This window comes from Chitinophaga oryzae (assembly GCF_012516375.2).
Lineage (GTDB): Bacteria > Bacteroidota > Bacteroidia > Chitinophagales > Chitinophagaceae > Chitinophaga > Chitinophaga oryzae.
The window spans coordinates 1,087,706-1,104,792 of sequence record NZ_CP051204.2; the positions used below are offsets into that span (position 1 = coordinate 1,087,706).

At 52.1% G+C, this 17,087-nt stretch carries 16 protein-coding genes; 11 read left to right on the forward strand and 5 right to left on the reverse strand.

Annotated features, from left to right (window positions below):
- Positions 1-67 precede the first annotated feature (67 nt).
- The 3 genes from HF324_RS04585 to HF324_RS04595 all read left to right on the forward strand — a co-directional run bounded on the left by HF324_RS04585 (position 68) and on the right by HF324_RS04595 (position 3,039).
- Positions 68-2,113, forward strand: a complete 2,046-nt coding sequence (locus HF324_RS04585) for a TonB-dependent receptor plug domain-containing protein (protein ID WP_168862002.1) — start codon at positions 68-70, stop codon at positions 2,111-2,113.
- An 18-nt stretch (positions 2,114-2,131) separates the two neighbouring features.
- Positions 2,132-2,767 (forward strand): hypothetical protein, encoded by a 636-nt coding sequence (locus HF324_RS04590; protein ID WP_168862003.1) that lies wholly within the window; start codon positions 2,132-2,134, stop codon positions 2,765-2,767.
- A 74-nt stretch (positions 2,768-2,841) separates the two neighbouring features.
- The gene (locus tag HF324_RS04595) at positions 2,842-3,039 is read left to right on the forward strand and encodes a hypothetical protein (RefSeq protein WP_168862004.1); all 198 of its coding nucleotides are present in this window, start codon (positions 2,842-2,844) and stop codon (positions 3,037-3,039) included.
- Between the two features lie 102 nt (positions 3,040-3,141).
- Here the strand turns inward: HF324_RS04595 and HF324_RS04600 are convergent, their stop codons facing one another.
- Both HF324_RS04600 and HF324_RS04605 read right to left on the reverse strand, forming a co-directional pair.
- Positions 3,142-3,936 (reverse strand): YXWGXW repeat-containing protein, encoded by a 795-nt coding sequence (locus tag HF324_RS04600; RefSeq protein ID WP_168862005.1) that lies wholly within the window; start codon positions 3,934-3,936, stop codon positions 3,142-3,144.
- 20 nt (positions 3,937-3,956) lie between these two features.
- Positions 3,957-5,021: an alpha/beta hydrolase family protein gene (locus tag HF324_RS04605; RefSeq protein WP_168862006.1), complete on the reverse strand. Its 1,065-nt coding sequence runs from the start codon at positions 5,019-5,021 to the stop codon at positions 3,957-3,959.
- A gap of 253 nt (positions 5,022-5,274) precedes the next feature.
- Between HF324_RS04605 and HF324_RS04610 the strand changes: the two genes are divergently transcribed.
- Positions 5,275-5,553 carry a hypothetical protein gene (locus HF324_RS04610; protein WP_168862007.1) on the forward strand — a complete coding sequence of 93 codons (279 nt, stop codon included), beginning with the start codon at positions 5,275-5,277 and terminating at the stop codon, positions 5,551-5,553.
- A gap of 51 nt (positions 5,554-5,604) precedes the next feature.
- Here HF324_RS04610 and HF324_RS04615 read toward each other — a convergent pair whose 3' ends face one another.
- Both HF324_RS04615 and HF324_RS04620 read right to left on the reverse strand, forming a co-directional pair.
- Positions 5,605-6,129: a macro domain-containing protein gene (locus HF324_RS04615; RefSeq protein ID WP_258539421.1), complete on the reverse strand. Its 525-nt coding sequence runs from the start codon at positions 6,127-6,129 to the stop codon at positions 5,605-5,607.
- An 84-nt stretch (positions 6,130-6,213) separates the two neighbouring features.
- A complete protein-coding gene (locus HF324_RS04620) occupies positions 6,214-7,311 on the reverse strand; it encodes a calcium:cation antiporter (protein WP_168862008.1) in 1,098 nt (365 codons plus the stop codon).
- Between the two features lie 95 nt (positions 7,312-7,406).
- On the opposite strand from HF324_RS04620, the gene HF324_RS04625 reads away from it, so the two are divergent.
- Together HF324_RS04625 and HF324_RS04630 are read left to right on the forward strand one after the other, a co-directional pair.
- Entirely contained in the window at positions 7,407-8,180 is a 774-nt protein-coding gene (locus HF324_RS04625; protein WP_168809979.1) for an AraC family transcriptional regulator, read from the forward strand.
- 64 nt (positions 8,181-8,244) lie between these two features.
- On the forward strand, positions 8,245-8,793 hold the full coding sequence (locus HF324_RS04630; protein WP_168862009.1) for a dihydrofolate reductase family protein: 549 nt from the start codon (positions 8,245-8,247) through the stop codon (positions 8,791-8,793).
- On the opposite strand, the gene HF324_RS04635 is transcribed toward HF324_RS04630, so the two are convergent.
- Positions 8,781-9,371, reverse strand: coding sequence for a dihydrofolate reductase family protein (locus tag HF324_RS04635; RefSeq protein ID WP_168862010.1), 591 nt, complete (start codon positions 9,369-9,371; stop codon positions 8,781-8,783). The genes HF324_RS04630 and HF324_RS04635 overlap by 13 nt on opposite strands.
- Before the next feature lie 140 nt (positions 9,372-9,511).
- On the opposite strand from HF324_RS04635, the gene HF324_RS04640 reads away from it, so the two are divergent.
- The 5 genes from HF324_RS04640 (at position 9,512) to HF324_RS04660 (ending at position 17,069) form a co-directional block, all read left to right on the forward strand.
- Complete coding sequence (locus tag HF324_RS04640) at positions 9,512-10,222, forward strand: hypothetical protein (protein ID WP_168862011.1); 711 nt, start codon at positions 9,512-9,514, stop codon at positions 10,220-10,222.
- Between the two features lie 185 nt (positions 10,223-10,407).
- A complete protein-coding gene (locus HF324_RS04645; RefSeq protein ID WP_168809989.1) occupies positions 10,408-11,412 on the forward strand; it encodes an SDR family oxidoreductase in 1,005 nt (334 codons plus the stop codon).
- 174 nt (positions 11,413-11,586) lie between these two features.
- Positions 11,587-12,183, forward strand: coding sequence for an RNA polymerase sigma-70 factor (locus HF324_RS04650; protein WP_168809991.1), 597 nt, complete (start codon positions 11,587-11,589; stop codon positions 12,181-12,183).
- A 110-nt stretch (positions 12,184-12,293) separates the two neighbouring features.
- Positions 12,294-13,310 (forward strand): FecR family protein, encoded by a 1,017-nt coding sequence (locus HF324_RS04655; RefSeq protein ID WP_168809993.1) that lies wholly within the window; start codon positions 12,294-12,296, stop codon positions 13,308-13,310.
- A gap of 324 nt (positions 13,311-13,634) precedes the next feature.
- Positions 13,635-17,069 carry a TonB-dependent receptor gene (locus HF324_RS04660; RefSeq protein ID WP_168809995.1) on the forward strand — a complete coding sequence of 1,145 codons (3,435 nt, stop codon included), beginning with the start codon at positions 13,635-13,637 and terminating at the stop codon, positions 17,067-17,069.
- Positions 17,070-17,087 lie beyond the last annotated feature (18 nt).

Here is a 17,087-nt window from a genome sequence, read left to right on the forward strand (position 1 = left end):
ATCGTCTACACCTCAACATCCCGGTCGTGCTGCTCACTAGCTTTGTGAGTAAATAACACTTCCGGCGATGACAAAGTACCTGATATGGATTTTTTTTCCGGCCCTGACAGGCAGCGCCCATGCTCAGCAGGTGCCGAAGGACAGCACGGGGAAAGCCGTATCCGGCACCGTTCAGCGCGGTACCCCTAAAAATCTGAAACTGGTCACGGTGAGTGCGGGCGCTTTCGAAGCCAGCGACAAAGCCAAGGGCGCCTCTCTTACTCCGATGGACGCCGTCACTGTAGCAGGCAGCAACGGTGACCTCACTCAATCGCTGCGCTCCCTGCCCGGCGTACAGCAGATAGGAGAAACAGAGGGCCTGTTTGTCAGGGGCGGCACCAGCGATGAAACCAAACAGTTTATCGACGGCACGCTGTTCAAATATCCCAACTATCCTTCCGTGCCAGGCATTCCGCAAGGCGCCCGAATCAACCCTTTCCTGTTTAAAGGCATCCTGTTCAGCTCCGGTGGCTACTCCGCACTATACGGACAGGCGATGAGCAGCGCGCTGATACTGGAAAGCGTAGACCTTCCCGAGAAATCTTCCGCCAGCTTCTACCTGTTTCCCGCCAACCAGGGCGCGGGGCTGCAGCACCTGGGTAAAGACAACCGAAGCAGTTTCGGACTGGGGCTTAACTATTCCAACCAAACGCTGTACAATGCGCTGGTGCCTCATGTACCTGATTATTTCCAGGGTCCTTCCTACCTGGAGGGGAATGCCAACTATCGCATAAAAACAGGTCGCAGCGGCATGTTCAAGGTATACGCCGTATGGAATAAAAGCGCCGTGGGCATGTATAACCAGGATGTTGACAGTGCGGCGCTGCGTTCCGGATACCTGGTGAAGGGCGGCAATATTTACACCAACATGAGTTATCGCACCGCGCTGGGTAACGACTGGAAGATGGAGGCAGGGCTGGCCTACAGCAATAACAAAGACAAACGTATCATCAGCCTGGTGGATGCGGCGGAGAAGCCCGCCACTCTGCCGGAGGTACCACTTACGTTAAAGAATAATGCCAGTGATATCCGTTCTGATTTTGCGCAGGCCCGTGTGGTGTTGACCCGTTTTCTCGCCGGCGGGCAGGCGGTCCGTTTCGGTGCCGAACATTTTTATACCAAAGATGCCGGCGTATACCGCGACAGTGCTCTTGCTCAGACAGACCAGCTCTCGGCTGTCTTCGCCGAAAGTGATATCTATCTGACCAGTAGCCTCGCGGCGAAGGTAGGGTTACGCCTGGAGCATACCTCACTGCCGGCGCAGTGGTCGCTGGCGCCGAGGGCCAGCCTGGCATGGCGGCTGAGTGATGAGAGCCAGCTCAACTTTGCCTATGGTCTCTTTTACCAGGAGCCGCAAAATGAATTCCTGTACCGTAACCGCGATCTGTCTCTCTCCCGGGCAGCCCATTATGTGGTGAATTACACGAGAAGGGCGCATAACCGCTTTTTCCGGGTGGAAGCTTATTACAAGCAGTATCAGGACCTTGTCCGGCTGCTGCCGCCCGATGCCAGGAGCGTATCTACCGGTAACGGCTATGCGAAAGGTGTAGAATTATTCTATCGGGACAAAAAGACCTTTAAGAACCTGGACTACTGGATTACCTATACGTACCTGGACACCAAACGGGATTACCTGAATTACCCGATGGCGCTGCGGCCGCCTTTTGCCGCGCCGCATACGATGACCATTGCGGTGAAGAAGTTTTTCCCGGACCTGTCTACCGGTGTGAACGTGTCATACGCGCTGGCAGCGGGGAGGCCGTATTACAACATCCGCTACAGCGATGGCTGGCAGCTGGCCGACCAGGGCACCACAAAGCCTTATAGTATCGTGAATCTGCACATCTCCCATCTGATGACGTTGTTCCCGCGCTGGAAACACAAAGATTTCTCCGGTTTTGCCGTGGGGGTGAATAACGTACTGGGCACCAAACAGGTGTTTGGCTATAACTACAGCTATGATGGTCAGCATAAGATGGCAGTATCGCTGCCGGCCAACAGGACATTTTTTGTCGGCTTCTTTATGAGTCTTGGTATAGACCGCACCGACGATTTTCTCAATAATAATTTATAAACCACAAACCCGCTCATTATGAAAAAAACAATTCTCTCCCTGATGCTGCTGGCCTGCTCCGTTTTCGCGATGGCGCAATCGCTGGAAGAAGCAGTGCATAAGCTCGACAACGCCGCTTCTGTAAAAGACTACGAAGCGCTGGAAAAAACATTTACCACGCTGACCACACAGCAGCCTGATTCATGGCTACCCTGGTATTATGCGGCGTATTGCAATGCGAAGATCGGTTTCCTTTACCAGGAAGATGGCGATAAGATAGAACCGTACAGTGTGAAAGGCGAAGAACAGATTGGCCGTGCGCAGGCGCTGCTGGACAGTGCAAGGCAACAGCAGGAGCTGTCAGAAGTATTGACGGTGGCCAGTATGGTAAACCGTATCAAAGTGTTTATTAATCCTATGACGTATGGCCGTAAATACGGCATGTTATCCGAAAAATACCTGCAGCAGGCGCTTCAGTTGCAGCCGGAAAATCCGAGGGCTTTATACATCCGGGCCTGGGTGAAATACTACACGCCTAAGATGTGGGGCGGCGACAAGCCGCTGGCGAAGGAACTGGCGGAGAAAAGCCTGGGGCTGCTGGCGAAAGATAAGGCAGGGACGGCGCCTCACTGGGGCAAGGCAGAAAACGAAGCGTTGCTGGCTAAGTTCAGGTAATTATTCACCATTTAAAAAATCATGTTATGTTATTTGCTTTTCTTATCCTTTTCAGGATTTTATTTGCGGCGAGTATGGTATTTATTATCGGTTACATCTTTGGTGGTTTTTCAAAGCGGCCCGCGCTGGCGCGTATCTCCAGGGTGGCTGCCATACTTGCTGTTGTACTCTTTATCGGTGTAAACATCCTGTTGATGCGGGCTGCTTTTCATCGTGACGGGCACGTTGGATGGCGGGGTTGTGAACAGGTGAAGACCGAAAAACAGGGCTGACCGGTTGGTCAGCCTTGTTTTTGTTTATAGTACAGGCATCTCCCTGACGGGAAATGCCTGTAAGCGCTGAGACCTGTTTTTTATGTCATATATTCGTTAGCGTTAGTGCCGGCCATGTCCGCCGCCGCCGAAGTGTCCTCCACCGCCGCTAAAGTGTCCACCTCCTCCGAAGTGTCCTCCGCCGCCGCTATGATGAAAGTTGCCTCCGGGTCCGGCAGACGGGCGCATAAAGCTGCCTTGTGATCGGGTCATGGCCACCGGCCTGTTCATACCTGCCTGGTGGTTGCCGCCCCAGGCGCCACGGGAAGGACGGATGGAGTTGTTGTTCGTGAAGTTGTTGCTGCGGTTGTTATTGCGCGCTGTCCGGGAGATGTTTTCATGGTTATTGTTGATCACATTCCGGGTGTAGCTGGTACGGTTTACATTGTTATTGACAACACTTCTGTTGATATAGGTGTTGTGCACTACGGTCGTATTGACACGGGTGATGGCTGTATTGTAGTGGAAGGAATTACCTCTCCACATGCCGCCGGTAAAGCCTGTGCCATAATAACCGCAGCCGTAGTTAATGCCGCCGTAGTAGCCGATGTGTGGCCCCCAGGAGCCGGGATGCCAGCGGTATACCCCTCCGATGAAGCCCCAGTAGCCTGGTGTCCAGAGTGCGCCCACATAAGGGGCCCTTACCCATATGCCCGGTACCCAGTAATAGCGGGTGTTATAGGCCCAGTAGCCGGGTACCCACATGTATCCGTCGCCAGGGCAGGGCGGTTGGGTATAAACCGGTATCGGTGGTGGCGCTATGCCTACGGATACGCCGATGCTTATCTGTGCGTATGCCTGCGGCGTGGCTGCTGCCATGGCCAGGAGGATGCCTGTTATCACGACAAATTTTTTCATGACCTGTCTGTTAGGTTCACTCACTTGGACGGCGGAGGGGCCGGTAAGTTTAATGCGGGCAGCGGTGGTTGGGTGAGCAGCCACCGGCGCCAGTCTTCCGCCACCCTGTCCCAGTTGAAGACGTCGTAGTCCGGTTTGCCATTGGGTTTTAGCGGGAAATAGTTGTGTTCTGTGCCGGGGTATTCGCGGTAGTAGAAGTTCTTCTTGCGCAGCCGGATCATTTCTGTACGGAACAGGTCCAGGTAAGGTACGCCGGCGTCGCGGGTGCCGAAGGTGATGAGTACCGGTATTTTCAATCTTCGGAGATAGTTCGCCGGAGGCTGGGAAAAGTCATGGGTCACTTTATAGGTATCGCCGTCTGAGAAGTCCATGTTCTGTGGTTGTGCCGTTATTTTTTCCCATTGCGAGAAAAGTGCGCCGGCGCCGCTGGTTGTATCCGTTTCGTGTGCCCGTTCCCGTGATATCAGTGTAAGCATGCGTCCTTGTGGGTTACCGCCGGAGTATATCAGGTGGGAGATGCGGGTGCTGCGGCTGGCCATTTTGGCAGCGATGGTGCTGCCTTCTGAATGGCCGGCTACCACCAGGGGACTTGGGCTGATCCATGGTTGTTGCAGCAGAAAGGAGATTACAGCGAGGTTGCGTTCCACGTAGTAATCGAGGTAATACCGCTCCAGGTACTTCCGGGGAAACCGGCCGGTGCTGTCTTTATAGGTAAAATCCGGGTTGAGATCGCGTTGGTCTGCCACCAGCGGCACATATGCTTTACTGATAACCGCTACGTGATAGTGCCGGGTGAGGCTGTCGGGGTTGAATACAAAAGCATTGGTGACTGCCGTTTGCCCGTTTTGTTCGTACCGGGTGAGAAGTGGCTGCGGTAAGCTGCCCTGACAGAACAGGAATAACGGCTTTTTGAGGTGCTCTTCTCCTTTTTTTGATTTGATGAGGATGTCTACGGTATCTCCTTTGAAGATGGTTTGCAGGTGGCGGTAGCCGTAAACGTCCGGCAGCGGCGACTGCGCATACAGCATGGCCCCTGAAACGGAGACCAGGCAACAGATCAGCAGATATCGGATGTAGCGGGCCATGGAGCTGGATAAGAATGAAAATACTTTTGGATAACAATATAATGCAATATCCGCTGCCATGAATGGGGCCAGCCAGAAATGGCCGGCCTTTACTCGTACGAAAATTTATTGCTCGTTGTAAGCAAGAGAGATGTGGTGTATCTCCCGGGCATGAAGGTAACGCGCGCTTTTGCCCGGTATTTATGGAATCGGGAAAAAATAATGCGCAATCAGGAAAATCTTGGTTGATTATATTTAAACCTTTTAATCTGCCATGTTACATGGAAGCTTATCGTTTAAGAAGCATGGTTTTAAGTGCGGGATTTCAGCAATGATCAGTAGTGGCGGGATTTTACTATTATGGTTCGAAACGGAGGAACATTATCTTGTCCCTGATACCCTTTTCCTGGCGCCGCTGCTCCTGGCGGTTAGTTTTTATTTGACGATTTTCGGGCGCGAAGAGACAATGCTGTTTTTTGTTATGGTCAGTTCCTTCGGTTTACCCCTTGCTTTTACGCGATTCCGTAAACTGCTGTTAAGTCAACGGGTCTGAAGATTTGCGTATGGCCGGCGCCGTATGATTGCGCCGGTGGTTGTACGCGATTTAGTGTGTCCAGATCATGCCCTGGGGATTGATGTTCCAGTGGTACTTCTGGGCTTCTGCAAAGTTTTTAAAGTCCTGTTTTTTCCCCAGGATAATTTCTTCAAAGGCGGTGAACATCTGCCGGGCACAGATGATGGGCTGCATGCGGCCAACGCCGGTACATAGCCCGGGGATGGCGACGGAATTAATTTCCGGGTGCCTGTGGGCATGCAGCAGGATAGCCTTCATGGCAAGATAAGCGTTGATAGACGTATCGATATTGAAGTTGGTCGGAACCCGCATGGTAGGCGCGGAAATCAGCCATGGAATGTCCGGATCGCCGGTTTCCAGTGTGAGTGCCGTACCGATTAGCAGCTCGCCTTCCGGCAACTCTCTGATCTGTTGCTGAAGGCGCTTTTCCAGGTCCCAGCCCAGTCTTTCCGATAAGGCATGGTCCAATGATCCGTCCATAAAACCAAACGAGTTGGCGGGACTTACAATGGCATCCACTTTCAGGCGGGTAATATCTCCTTCTGTAATGCTCACTTCCGGTATTTCGGCGAAGAATTCCCGCCAGGCGTTGATGAGCCTGGGGTTAGTGTCGGCAAGTATATATTTCGTAGTATAAAATTACGGTACAATTGTCGTAAACAGGTAAGTCGCCATGATCACCAGCAGCACAATTCCCTGCAGGATATTGGTGCGGCCGGCGTTAAAAGAGATGCTGATGGTGAACAGGGATAATATCAGCAACAAGGTGGATTTGGTGTCAATGCCGAGGGTGACGCTGAAACCGGCGAAGACGGTCACAATCGCTACCGCAGGGATAGTGAGGCCGATGCTGGCCAGTGCAGAGCCCAGCGCCAGGTTCAGGCTTGTCTGCAACCTGTTGCGCCGCGCCGCCCGTATGGCTGCCAGCCCCTCCGGTAAAAGGATGACGGCTGCAATGATAATACCTACCAGGCTTTTGGGAGCGCCCATGCTGACGACCATCGATTCAATGGCAGGTGATAATTTCTTGGACAACAGTACCACCAGTGCAAGGGACACCAGCAGAAACAACATGCTGAAAGTAGTGGTCAGGTTGCCGGGAGGGGCGGAATGCACTTCTGCTTCGTCTTCCGGCAGGAAATAATCGCGGTGACGGCCGGTTTGTACGGAGACAAAGCCGCCATACAACACGAGAGAGATAAGCGCCACAAACAGCAGCTGACTGTTGGAGTATACCGGTCCCGGCGCGGTGGTGGTGTAGTTGGGCAATACCAAAGTGAGTACAGTGATGGCCGTTAGAGTGGTCAGGGCCGCGTTGGTGCCTTGTTTGATAAAAACCTGCTCCTTGTACCGATAGCCGCCTACCAGCAGGCAAAGGCCGATAATACCGGTCAACAGGATCATGATAGCCGCAAACACGGTGTCCCGGGCCAGCGTGGAGCCTTCGGCGCCCTCACTCAGCATCAGGGAAACAATCAGCGATACCTCTATGACCGTGATGGCCAACGCCAGGATCAGCGTACCATAAGGTTCACCTACCCGGTGGGCCACCACTTCTGCATGATGCACCGCAGACAGTACGATACTGATCAGCGATACCGCCATCACCAGGGAAAAAACGGTGCTGTCGGTGCTGCCGGCCAGCATCAGGATAAACAATCCGATCAGCGGGCTTAAGAGGGTCCAGAGGGGTAAAGCGATATTCCAGCGTTTGTATAGAATGTGTTTGTATGGCATATACGTAATTACAAAAAAATATTTAATTAGTTCATTAAAAAATGACCTTCCGCAGGTGGCGGAGAAAGTTTAACTTACAGAACAGACGCTGTAAAATGAGAACGCAACTGATCACACCGCTTCCTTCGCTGGCGAATTATGTAAGCCATATCATGGTACTGGAGAGCGGGCGGCTGTCTGTCGATACTTTTCTGCCATTGATCGCAAAAGGTTCTCCCAGTATCGTTTTTCAGCTGACGGCCAGCCATCTTAACACCGATCATCTTGTCTTATACGGACAGAACATACGTCCCGTGTTGCTGCCGGTGTCGGCATCGGTGACAATTATCGCTTATTTCCTGCATCCGCATACCCTGAAAACGTTATTTGGCTGGAGCGCCCGGGAACTGACAGACCTGAGTGTGGACCTCAGCCTGTCTGAACCGGCGCGGGGGATGCGCCTCAGGGAGCAGCTACTGAATGCACCGTCGCTGGAGCAGCGGCTGACACTTATGAACGATTATCTGTTGCGGTTGACATCCCCCGGTAAACTGGAAATCAGCCAGCCGGTGCTGCATGCCACGCGGCTGATACAGCAGTACGGTGGCGCACTGCCTATGATGAAAGTCCGGCAGGAACTGTATATGACGGAACGTACTTTACAGCGGCTGTTTGAAATGCACGTGGGTGTATCCCCTAAAACATATGGTCGTATTTGTCAGTTTGACGCGGCGTTGCGGCAGCTGAGCAGCAACGGCTTTACAGACATGGCCGGTGTGGCCTTCCAGCACGGCTATGCGGACCAGAGCCATCTGATAAGGGCCTTCCGGGATTTTACCGGCCATACGCCGCTGGAATATCAGAAAGCGGCCACAGACTTTTCCTCCTGAAGATTGTCGGGTTTGTTCTATACCCCCGGTTAGCGGCGGCGTTACTTTGTATAAAAAACAACGTATGAGAAAGTTAATCGTTTCTACCTGGATGACATTAGATGGTGTTTTTGATGCTGAAAGCATGGGACAATGGTTTAACCCCTACGACAGCCAGGCCCGGCAGGACCTTATCCGCGAAGGTATTCTGTCAGCAGACGCCATCCTCTTTGGTCGTAAAACTTATGAGATGCTGGCCCCTTACTGGTCTTCCTTAAAAAATAACGAAATGGGCATAGCCGCTAAATTGAACAACGTGCAAAAATACGTGGTGTCTACCACCCTGAAGGAAGCCTCCTGGGAAAACTCCACCATCATCCGGGAGAATATCGAAGAGGAAATCGCCCGGCTGAAACAACAGCCCGGCAATGAGATACAGGTAGAAGGCAGCGGGGAACTGGTACAGTCGCTGACCAAAGCAGGCCTGGTCGACGAATACCAGTTGCTGGTACATCCGGTCATTATGGGCGGCGGTAAGCGTTTCTTTGCCAACGGCATCCAGGCAGGCTTACAGCTCACCGGCACCCGCCGGCTGGATAAAGGCGTATTGCTGCTCTGTTATCAGCCGGCATAACGGTAGTGCAGTACCGTGATGCCGGAAGGGTAGGCCGTAGCGCTGACCAGCGACAGTCCCAGGATGTCTTTCACTTTGTCAAAAACGGGCATTCCCCTGCCGATAATCGCAGGATTGATAATGAGGTGGTACTCATCTATCAACCTTGCTGCGATCAGCGCGGAAACGAAAGATACCCCGCCGAAAACGATCAGGTTTTTCCCCTGCTGTCGCTTCAGCGCTGTCACTTCTTCCGTAAGATCTCCTGTAGCCAGCACGGTGTTAGGCCAGTCCGAACGGTCCAGCGTGTGCGTAAATACCACCTTCCGGGCATCCCGGATATGCCCGGCAAATACGGATTGCGGATTGGCGGTGTTGTCCGCCATCCTCTCCCAGTGCCCGATAAAGCCCTCTTCAGCCATTTTCCTGCTGAGCAGCACGTCGTCCGCTGTAGCTATCAAAGCGGTATGATATGCCTGAAGGGCAGGGTCCCAGGTCCATTCCCCGCCGTAATTCCACACCATCCAGCTACCACTCCCGTCTGTTGCAGCGGCAAAGCCGTCGACCGACAGCTGCAGCTGTAAAATCAGTTTTCTCATAACCAGGATATTTTCTGCAAACCTATATTCATTTTACGATAGCGCACAGGGGCAGATGTGACAAATTAGCGGGGTAAATAATCCCCTGAAAACTGGTCACTAAATAACTACATTTGCAGCCAACTTAAATCTGATAGCTTATGGAGAAATTACAACGGGAAGTCCGCTTATTGAAAGCCTATTCCCTCATCCTCACGACAGTACTGGTAGCATTCTTTTTCATGGCCTTCCGGACAGACTTTGGTAAACAGCGCTTCCAGGAAATAGACGTGGAAAGAATCAACGTTGTGGAAAAAGACGGCACCCTGAAAATGGTGATCGCCAACGGAGAAAGACAACATCCGGGTATGGCGGAAGGTAAAGAACTGGCTCCGAGGAAAAGGCAGCCGGGACTGATCTTTTTCAATAGCGCCGGCGATGAATGCGGCGGCCTGGTATATGACGCCGACAAAAAAGACGGAGCAGGCATGGTATATTCGGTAGACCAATACCGCAACGATCAGATCATGCAGCTGCAATACATGCAGGACCTCGAAGGCAGTAAGGCCCGCACCTATGGCCTGAAAATCTGGGACCGCCCGGATGATTTCACGCTCACCCGCCAGAACCAGGTACATGACTCCCTGACAGCACTCAAAGATGAAAAGGTGTATAATGAAGTAATGAAACAGCTGGTGTCAGAAGGAAAATACGGGACGGAAAGGCTTTTTGTAGGTCGCACCTGGAAAGACGAAGTGGGCCTGTTTATCCGCGACAGCAAAGGAAAAGTGAGAATTAAAATCTATGTGGACAAACAGAATCAAACTAAAATAGAAACGTTTGATGAACAGGGAAAACCGGTCACAAAATAATTTTCGATTAAAGCCGCTTTACGAAGCGGCTTTTTTTATAGGCAGCTTTTCTCCGGCATCGAAAAAAGTAACAATTACTGCTGAGATTCCCATGTTGTTCTGGCATGAAAAATGTGCCCCGCTAGGCATGGCTGTTGTGCTTAAATTTCTTGAAGGCAGCCGTGCTCACCATTAAAACACAGGTTATGGAACCAGACAACAGGATCACCCGCCGTCATATGCTGACCGGCATGGGAACTACCCTCGCGATGCTTACAGTTCCGGACATGATTGCACGGGGCGCGGGTTTCACACCGGCGTCCTCAACAGCAGGTATCGAAGACCCTGTCAGCAAATATCCCAAGCCTCCCTTTAAAGTACAATCTCAGCCCTGGCCCGGGCTGGCGGGCCAGATGGACCCGCGGCCCGATCACGGAGAGAAAAGCTATAAAGGTTCCGGGCGGCTCAAAGGCCGAAAGGCACTGATTACCGGTGGCGATTCCGGTATGGGGCGTGCCGCAGCCATCGCCTATGCCCGTGAAGGGGCTGATGTAGCCATTAACTATTATCCTTCCGAAGAACCGGACGCTAAGGAAGTGATAGCGCTTATTAAGGCGGAAGGCCGTAAGGCAGTGGCTATTCCGGGTGACCTGAGAGACGAGGCTTTCTGCAGGAAACTTGTCGATGAGGCGGTCAGTGCACTGGGCGGCCTGGATATTATTATCAACAATGCCGCCAGGCAGCAGGCGCATACGTCTATCCTGGATATCTCCACTGATCAGTTTGACTGGACCATGAAGACAAACATCTATGCGCCTTTCTGGATCATAAAAGCAGCGTTGCCACATTTGCAGCCTGGTGCCGTTATCATTGGTACCACGTCGGAACAGGCATATGACCCTTCTGCTGAGCTCTACGACTACGCACAAACGAAAGCAGCTACCACCAACTATATTAAATCGCTGGCAAAACAGCTGGCGCCCAAAGGTATCCGGGTAAACGGCGTTGCGCCGGGCCCTATCTGGACGCCGCTACAGGTAAGTGGCGGCGCTACCGCAGAAAATCTTAAAAACTTCGGAGGTAAAACGCCCTTCGGAAGACCCGGCCAGCCGGCGGAACTGGCTTCTATCTACGTGCAACTGGCTGCCAGCGATGCCAGTTACGCTACCGGCCAGGTATACGGCTCTTCCGGAGGCGCCGGTCAGCCATGACCACGCTCATTTATTGCCTGCCTGGCTGCTGCCTGATGCTGTCCGTATAACTATAAAACGCTTTGCCGCTGCCGGCATGATCGGCAGTAAGCAAGAACAAAAGTTAATGTTTAGATAATATCGCTGCTGTTTTTTTGCCCTTATGTTTGCGACTGGAAAAATTGGAATGAATCTATGAGCGAAGTGCTACACGACTTATCAGATTATTCACTGTTGGAACAATGCAGACTCAATAATGTAAAGGCGTTTGAAGTATTGTTCGACCGGTATTCCAGAAGGTTATACAACTACGCCCTGAACTATCTGCAGGACAAGGGCGTTGCTGAAGAGACGATGATGGACCTGATGTTGTGGGTATGGGAGAAAAGGCAGCAGCTGGACCCGGACGTGCAACTGGCGCCCTATTTGTTCCGTGCCATGAAAAATGCCGTTATCAAAGCCATGACTAAAAAGTCATTGGCGATACTTCCTATAGAACAGGCCTATGATGATGAAACGCTGGTCTCTCCGGCGGCAGACAACCAGATGGATTGCCACGAGTTAACCCAGGTGTATCTGGATAAATTGGATGAGCTGAGCCCCCAACGCCAGCGCGTATTTAAAATGAGCCGGCACGAGCACCGCTCTCACGCGGAAATCGCCAAAGAACTGAACCTCTCGCTGTTTACTGTAAAGAATCATATCAAAGCTTCCCTGACCCATTTCCGGCATCACCTGAAAGACTATACGGATGTTTCGATGGCGGTACTGATTTATTGGTGGACACGATAAGCGCTGTCTGCCAATGTTATGTAATTGTTACCTGTGATGCTCCCATTAGCCCCCTGCCCCTTCTTTTCTCCCCTATATAAGTGAGCGGACCACCGTTCACAACAATCAACATGGCAAATACGATCACGAAAGCATTAATGAACAAATACCTGGACCACCGCTGTACCGCGGAAGAAAAGCTGCAGACAGCGGCTTTTATTCAGCAGCCGGAGGGACAGCAGTTACTGGACGAGGTGTTAACAGAGCGGCTGACAGCAGACATGCTGTTGATGGAGCAGATAAGGGTGGATGATCAGCAGGCAGAGGAATGGAAGACAGTACTGCGGCAACGGATGGCCGTCATGCAGGAGGAACAGGAGCCTGCGATCATGCGGCCAAAGCGGCTCTCTTTCCTGCGCCGCGCCGCCATATGGACACTGCTGGTATCTGCGCTGGGGGCCATCGGCGTGCATCAATACCGGAAGCAGCATAAAACCAATGCTATCGCACTGGCTAACCTGGAAAAACAAAACCCGAAGGGGCAGCGGGCCGTGATCACGCTGGCAGACGGATCAGTGATACACCTCGGGGCTGACAGTAAACTGGAGTATCCCGAAGCCTTCAATGGTCCTACCCGGGAGATCACGCTTACAGGGGAAGCTTTTTTTGACATCAGCGAAGATCCGGCGCACCCTTTTATTGTGCATACAGGCATGGTGCAGACCAGAGTACTGGGCACCTCTTTTAAGATCAATGCTTTCAGGGGGACACCGTTGACAGTGGCCGTAGCCACCGGTAAGGTACAGGTAGAGCATGGAGGCAACGGTGTGGCGGTGCTTACTCCCGGACAGCAGGTCACCTGGGACCCGGTAGCGCAGCAGACAGCCATCGCTGAAATGCCCGTGGCAGACATCGCCGGCTGGAAGAATGCCCGCCTGGCGTTTAACAACAACACCTTGCAGGAGGTGGCAGCGGTGCTGGAACGCTGGTATAATGTAAGCATCCGTTTTAAACAACCTGTGACCGCACAAAAGCGGATAACTGTTACACTGTCGGCCAACCGGCCCATGGAAGAAACCCTCCGTGTGCTGAGCACCGGCAGCAGGTTTACCTACAAGATCAACAACCGCCAGATTACTATTCATTAACAGAAAACAATCATATGCCCTAACAGTACACAACTAAAAAACGTTCCCGGTATCTGACAAATACACGGGAACGTCTTAAAATGATTTCATCATGCCTGATAAGTTTTGGACGACGAACAGGCACCATGAAAAAGGATACCAGATTTCCCGGAAAACCGGGACTAACCAGTAACATTCAAAAGTATGGAAAAAGGATTAAAAAGAAATCCTTTAAGATTTAGCATGCATCCCGCCTTCGCGTGCCAACGGGCCCGCCCGGATAAAAAAAATACCGGCGCTCCTCTGGGACAAAGCGAAGGAATAAGGCCCATAATTTATTTCCTGATGAGATGTTCATTTATTGTGCTGGTATTGCAACTCACCGCAGCAGGGTTGCTTTTGGCCGCGAACGTAAAGAGCCAGGATCTGACCCGGAAAATAAACCTGCAGTTGAACAAGGTAGCCTTAAAAGAGGCTTTGCTCGCCATCGAAAAGCAGGGCGAAGTTAAATTTATGTTACCGGAGGAACTGCTGGAGAAAACCCATAAAAAGGTTACCATCAGTAGTCCCGCTATCCGTATCCAGGACGCCTTACACGGCATCCTGGAAAACACCGGTCTGGAATATAAGCTGGTGGAAGGCTACGTGGTGATCGCCCAACAACCGGTACCTGTGAAGATCAGCGGCAAGGTGATCGACAGCAAAACAAAAGAAGCCATCCCCGGCGTTTCTGTACGCGTAAAAGGCGCCGCTGCCGGCGCTTCCACCGATGTCAACGGGATCTTCAACCTCACCGTGACACAAAGCGGCGTTACGCTCATCGTCAGCTACATCGGCTACGAAACCAGGGAAGTGAAAGCTAACGCCGGTGGTACAATGATCATCGCGCTGACCGTTTCCAGTAAACAACTCAGCGAAGTGACCGTCAACGCACGCCGTAAACTCAATACGGAAATCGCGGTATTACAGGACCGTAAAAATGCCGCCATCGTACAGGACGCCATATCCGCCGCACAGATAGAACGCACCGGCAGTATCACCACCACCCAGGCGCTGCAGAAAGTATCCGGCGTTACCATCACGGACGACAAATACGTAGCTATCCGCGGGCTCGGTGACCGCAGCGTGATCGGGCAGCTCAACGGCGTCCGCCTCGCCTCTTCCGATCCCGACAGAAGCACCATCCCGCTGGACCTTGTACCGGCATCCCTCCTCGATAATATCACCATCTTCAAGACGGTTACACCTGATAAGCCCGCCGATGCCGCCGCCGGTATCGTGGAACTGAAAACGAAATCTGTTCCCGACAGCGCGATATTTACCATCATCGCGCAAACCGGCTTTAATTCCAATATCGGCCCCAATGGCCGTGTGAACAGCTTCTATAACAGCGAGATGGGATTCTTAGGTACCAGGGTGAATAAAAAAGACCTGTCTGCCGAATTCCTGGACTTGTCCAAACAATATCCCGGCGGTTTATCCCAGATACAGCAACTGATCTCCAACAGCCCCAACAGTCCTGCCTTGCAACAGGAAGCTGTCCGCATCAATAACCTGATGCATAGTTTCGATCCGGTGCTGACCACCAATTACCGCAAAGCACCGCTGAACCAGCTATATTCGGCTACCTATGGCAACAGCTTTAAGCTGTTTGGAAAACATACGCTGGGGGTCATAGCCGGCGCCAACTACTACAGCCGCACAACAGATATCTACGGCGGAAACCTTACCCAGTATAGTGTTTACCAGGGTGTGATCACCGGTAACAAAGACGTGTACAGTCCGCGCAACATACCCAACTATATTACCCCGAACAACCTGTTCATGGGTAAATATCAAACCTATAAAGAGAACACAGGAATACAAACAATCAACTATGGAGCATTGACGGGGTTGACGTATAAGTTCAACCCCCGTCATGAAATCAGTATGCAGTACCTCGGCAGCTGGGGCAGCGAGGCGCAGGCAGTCAACATGTACGGGCAATACCAGTATACCGGCCTGCCGGGAGAAGTGAGCAGCACTATCTATTCACTGAAGCAGACGTACCGTACCCTGCATACCTTCAACCTTCAGGGCGAGCATAAGTTCATGAAGGGCGAATACAGCCCGCGCCTGAGCTACAACATCGCTACGTCCAACTCTTCACAGAATGATCCTGACTATCGTTTTGTGACGCTGACAGACTATGCGCCGCGCAACGGAGGATACTATTACAAACCTGCTGTAGGATCATTTCCCGGCTCGGGCGATTATGTGTATACAGACCATCTGTATGCGCTCAATTCCGGCTATGTGAACGGCTACGGTACCTACGGTATCATACAGGCCGAGCCCAACGGCCGCCGCTGGCGCAGGCTGAAGGAAACCAACTATAACTATAAAGCCGATGTAACGCTGCCTTTCCCATTGTTTGGCAAGAAGCAGGAATTTAAAACCGGCGTGAACTACCTGAACCGTGACCGTAGCTTCCGGGAGAACATGTTCTTCCTGCCGGGATCTAATTTCTCTACCTATGGCGCCTACCCGCTGTACGCCGTGGAGGGCAACCTGAATCGCCTGGTTAGCCCGGAGATGATCGGTATCAAAATCCCCGGAGGCAGTACCGGCGAAGGTGCCAACCCTGTTGGCGGTTTTCTGTACAACAGTCAGAAGTCTCCCAATAACTACACCGGTTTTTTTGAAACCAACGCCTTCTATGGTATGATGGACCTACGGTTGCCGGCCAATCTGCGTCTTACCGGTGGCGTGCGTTTTGAGAAAACCAATATTCAATCTGCCGTGGATACTTCCGACGTTTATCTCGATCCATCGCTTACTGCTCCTGGTGACGATGGTACGAAAGTGCCTGTGGTGCTTATCAATCCCAATACCGCTTACAAGACGGGCTACAAACCTTTTTATTCCTTTAACCTGACCTATACGCCGCTGGAAAGCATGAATTTCCGCGTCGGTTACAATACTACCCTGGCAAGACCGGAGCTGCGTGAAATCACCAACGTGTTCGAATTTGATGCTTTCCAGATGGGATTGGTGGTAGGTAACCCTGGCCTGGTCAACCAACAAACGGAAAACCTCGATTTCAGGTGGGAGTGGTTCCCCAACCCGGGAGAAGTGCTGTCAGTATCATTGTTTGGAAAACGGATACAACATCAGCTGGTGAAGGTCTTCAGCCTCAAAACAGACGGTCTCGCTGCCAAATATCCTGAATATCCCACCATCCAGTTCCAGAATGATCCGAACGAAGGCAAGGTATGGGGAATGGAGCTGGAAGTGGTAAAAGACCTCGGAAGGCTCTACGCCCCGCTGAAGAATTTCAATATTGGTTCCAACCTGCTGCTGGCACAGAGCCTGATTAAGAAATCGACGGAGCGGTATAAGGCCAACAAATCCCTGGACCGTCATACGCCGGAGTACAGCCCGCTGTTTGAACAGGCGCCATATTCCGTAAACGCCTGGCTCAACTATAAGAACGGCCGTTCAGGTACCGATGTCACCGCCACTTTCAATATGGTGGGCGAGCGGCTGGTGCAGATCAACCTGACAGGTGAGCCGGACCTCTATACCCGTCCGGTGCCGGTACTGGATTTCATCTTTACGCAGCGGGTTACCAAACGTTTACTGTTCAAGGGATATGCCAAGAATATCCTGAACCCGGCGATAGAAACCGTATACGCGGCGCCGGGCACCGGCGGCCTGTGGTATGGCAACAAATACGTTAACCGCAGTTTCAAACGCGGCAGCGAGATCATGCTGGGCTTTACTTATAATCTGTTCTAACGGTAACGGTTATCCGGA

Excerpts from the sequence above, each read along its gene's own strand:
- HF324_RS04585 (WP_168862002.1), top strand. The coding sequence starts at position 68 with ATGACAAAGTACCTGATATGGATTTTTTTTCCGGCCCTGACAGGCAGC.
- HF324_RS04590 (WP_168862003.1), top strand. The coding sequence starts at position 2,132 with ATGAAAAAAACAATTCTCTCCCTGATGCTGCTGGCCTGCTCCGTTTTC.
- HF324_RS04595 (WP_168862004.1), top strand. The coding sequence starts at position 2,842 with ATGGTATTTATTATCGGTTACATCTTTGGTGGTTTTTCAAAGCGGCCC.
- HF324_RS04600 (WP_168862005.1), bottom strand. The coding sequence starts at position 3,936 with ATGAAAAAATTTGTCGTGATAACAGGCATCCTCCTGGCCATGGCAGCA.
- HF324_RS04605 (WP_168862006.1), bottom strand. The coding sequence starts at position 5,021 with ATGGCCCGCTACATCCGATATCTGCTGATCTGTTGCCTGGTCTCCGTT.
- HF324_RS04610 (WP_168862007.1), top strand. The coding sequence starts at position 5,275 with ATGTTACATGGAAGCTTATCGTTTAAGAAGCATGGTTTTAAGTGCGGG.
- HF324_RS04620 (WP_168862008.1), bottom strand. The coding sequence starts at position 7,311 with ATGCCATACAAACACATTCTATACAAACGCTGGAATATCGCTTTACCC.
- HF324_RS04625 (WP_168809979.1), top strand. The coding sequence starts at position 7,407 with ATGAGAACGCAACTGATCACACCGCTTCCTTCGCTGGCGAATTATGTA.
- HF324_RS04630 (WP_168862009.1), top strand. The coding sequence starts at position 8,245 with ATGAGAAAGTTAATCGTTTCTACCTGGATGACATTAGATGGTGTTTTT.
- HF324_RS04635 (WP_168862010.1), bottom strand. The coding sequence starts at position 9,371 with ATGAGAAAACTGATTTTACAGCTGCAGCTGTCGGTCGACGGCTTTGCC.
- HF324_RS04640 (WP_168862011.1), top strand. The coding sequence starts at position 9,512 with ATGGAGAAATTACAACGGGAAGTCCGCTTATTGAAAGCCTATTCCCTC.
- HF324_RS04645 (WP_168809989.1), top strand. The coding sequence starts at position 10,408 with ATGGAACCAGACAACAGGATCACCCGCCGTCATATGCTGACCGGCATG.
- HF324_RS04650 (WP_168809991.1), top strand. The coding sequence starts at position 11,587 with ATGAGCGAAGTGCTACACGACTTATCAGATTATTCACTGTTGGAACAA.
- HF324_RS04655 (WP_168809993.1), top strand. The coding sequence starts at position 12,294 with ATGGCAAATACGATCACGAAAGCATTAATGAACAAATACCTGGACCAC.
- HF324_RS04660 (WP_168809995.1), top strand. The coding sequence starts at position 13,635 with ATGAGATGTTCATTTATTGTGCTGGTATTGCAACTCACCGCAGCAGGG.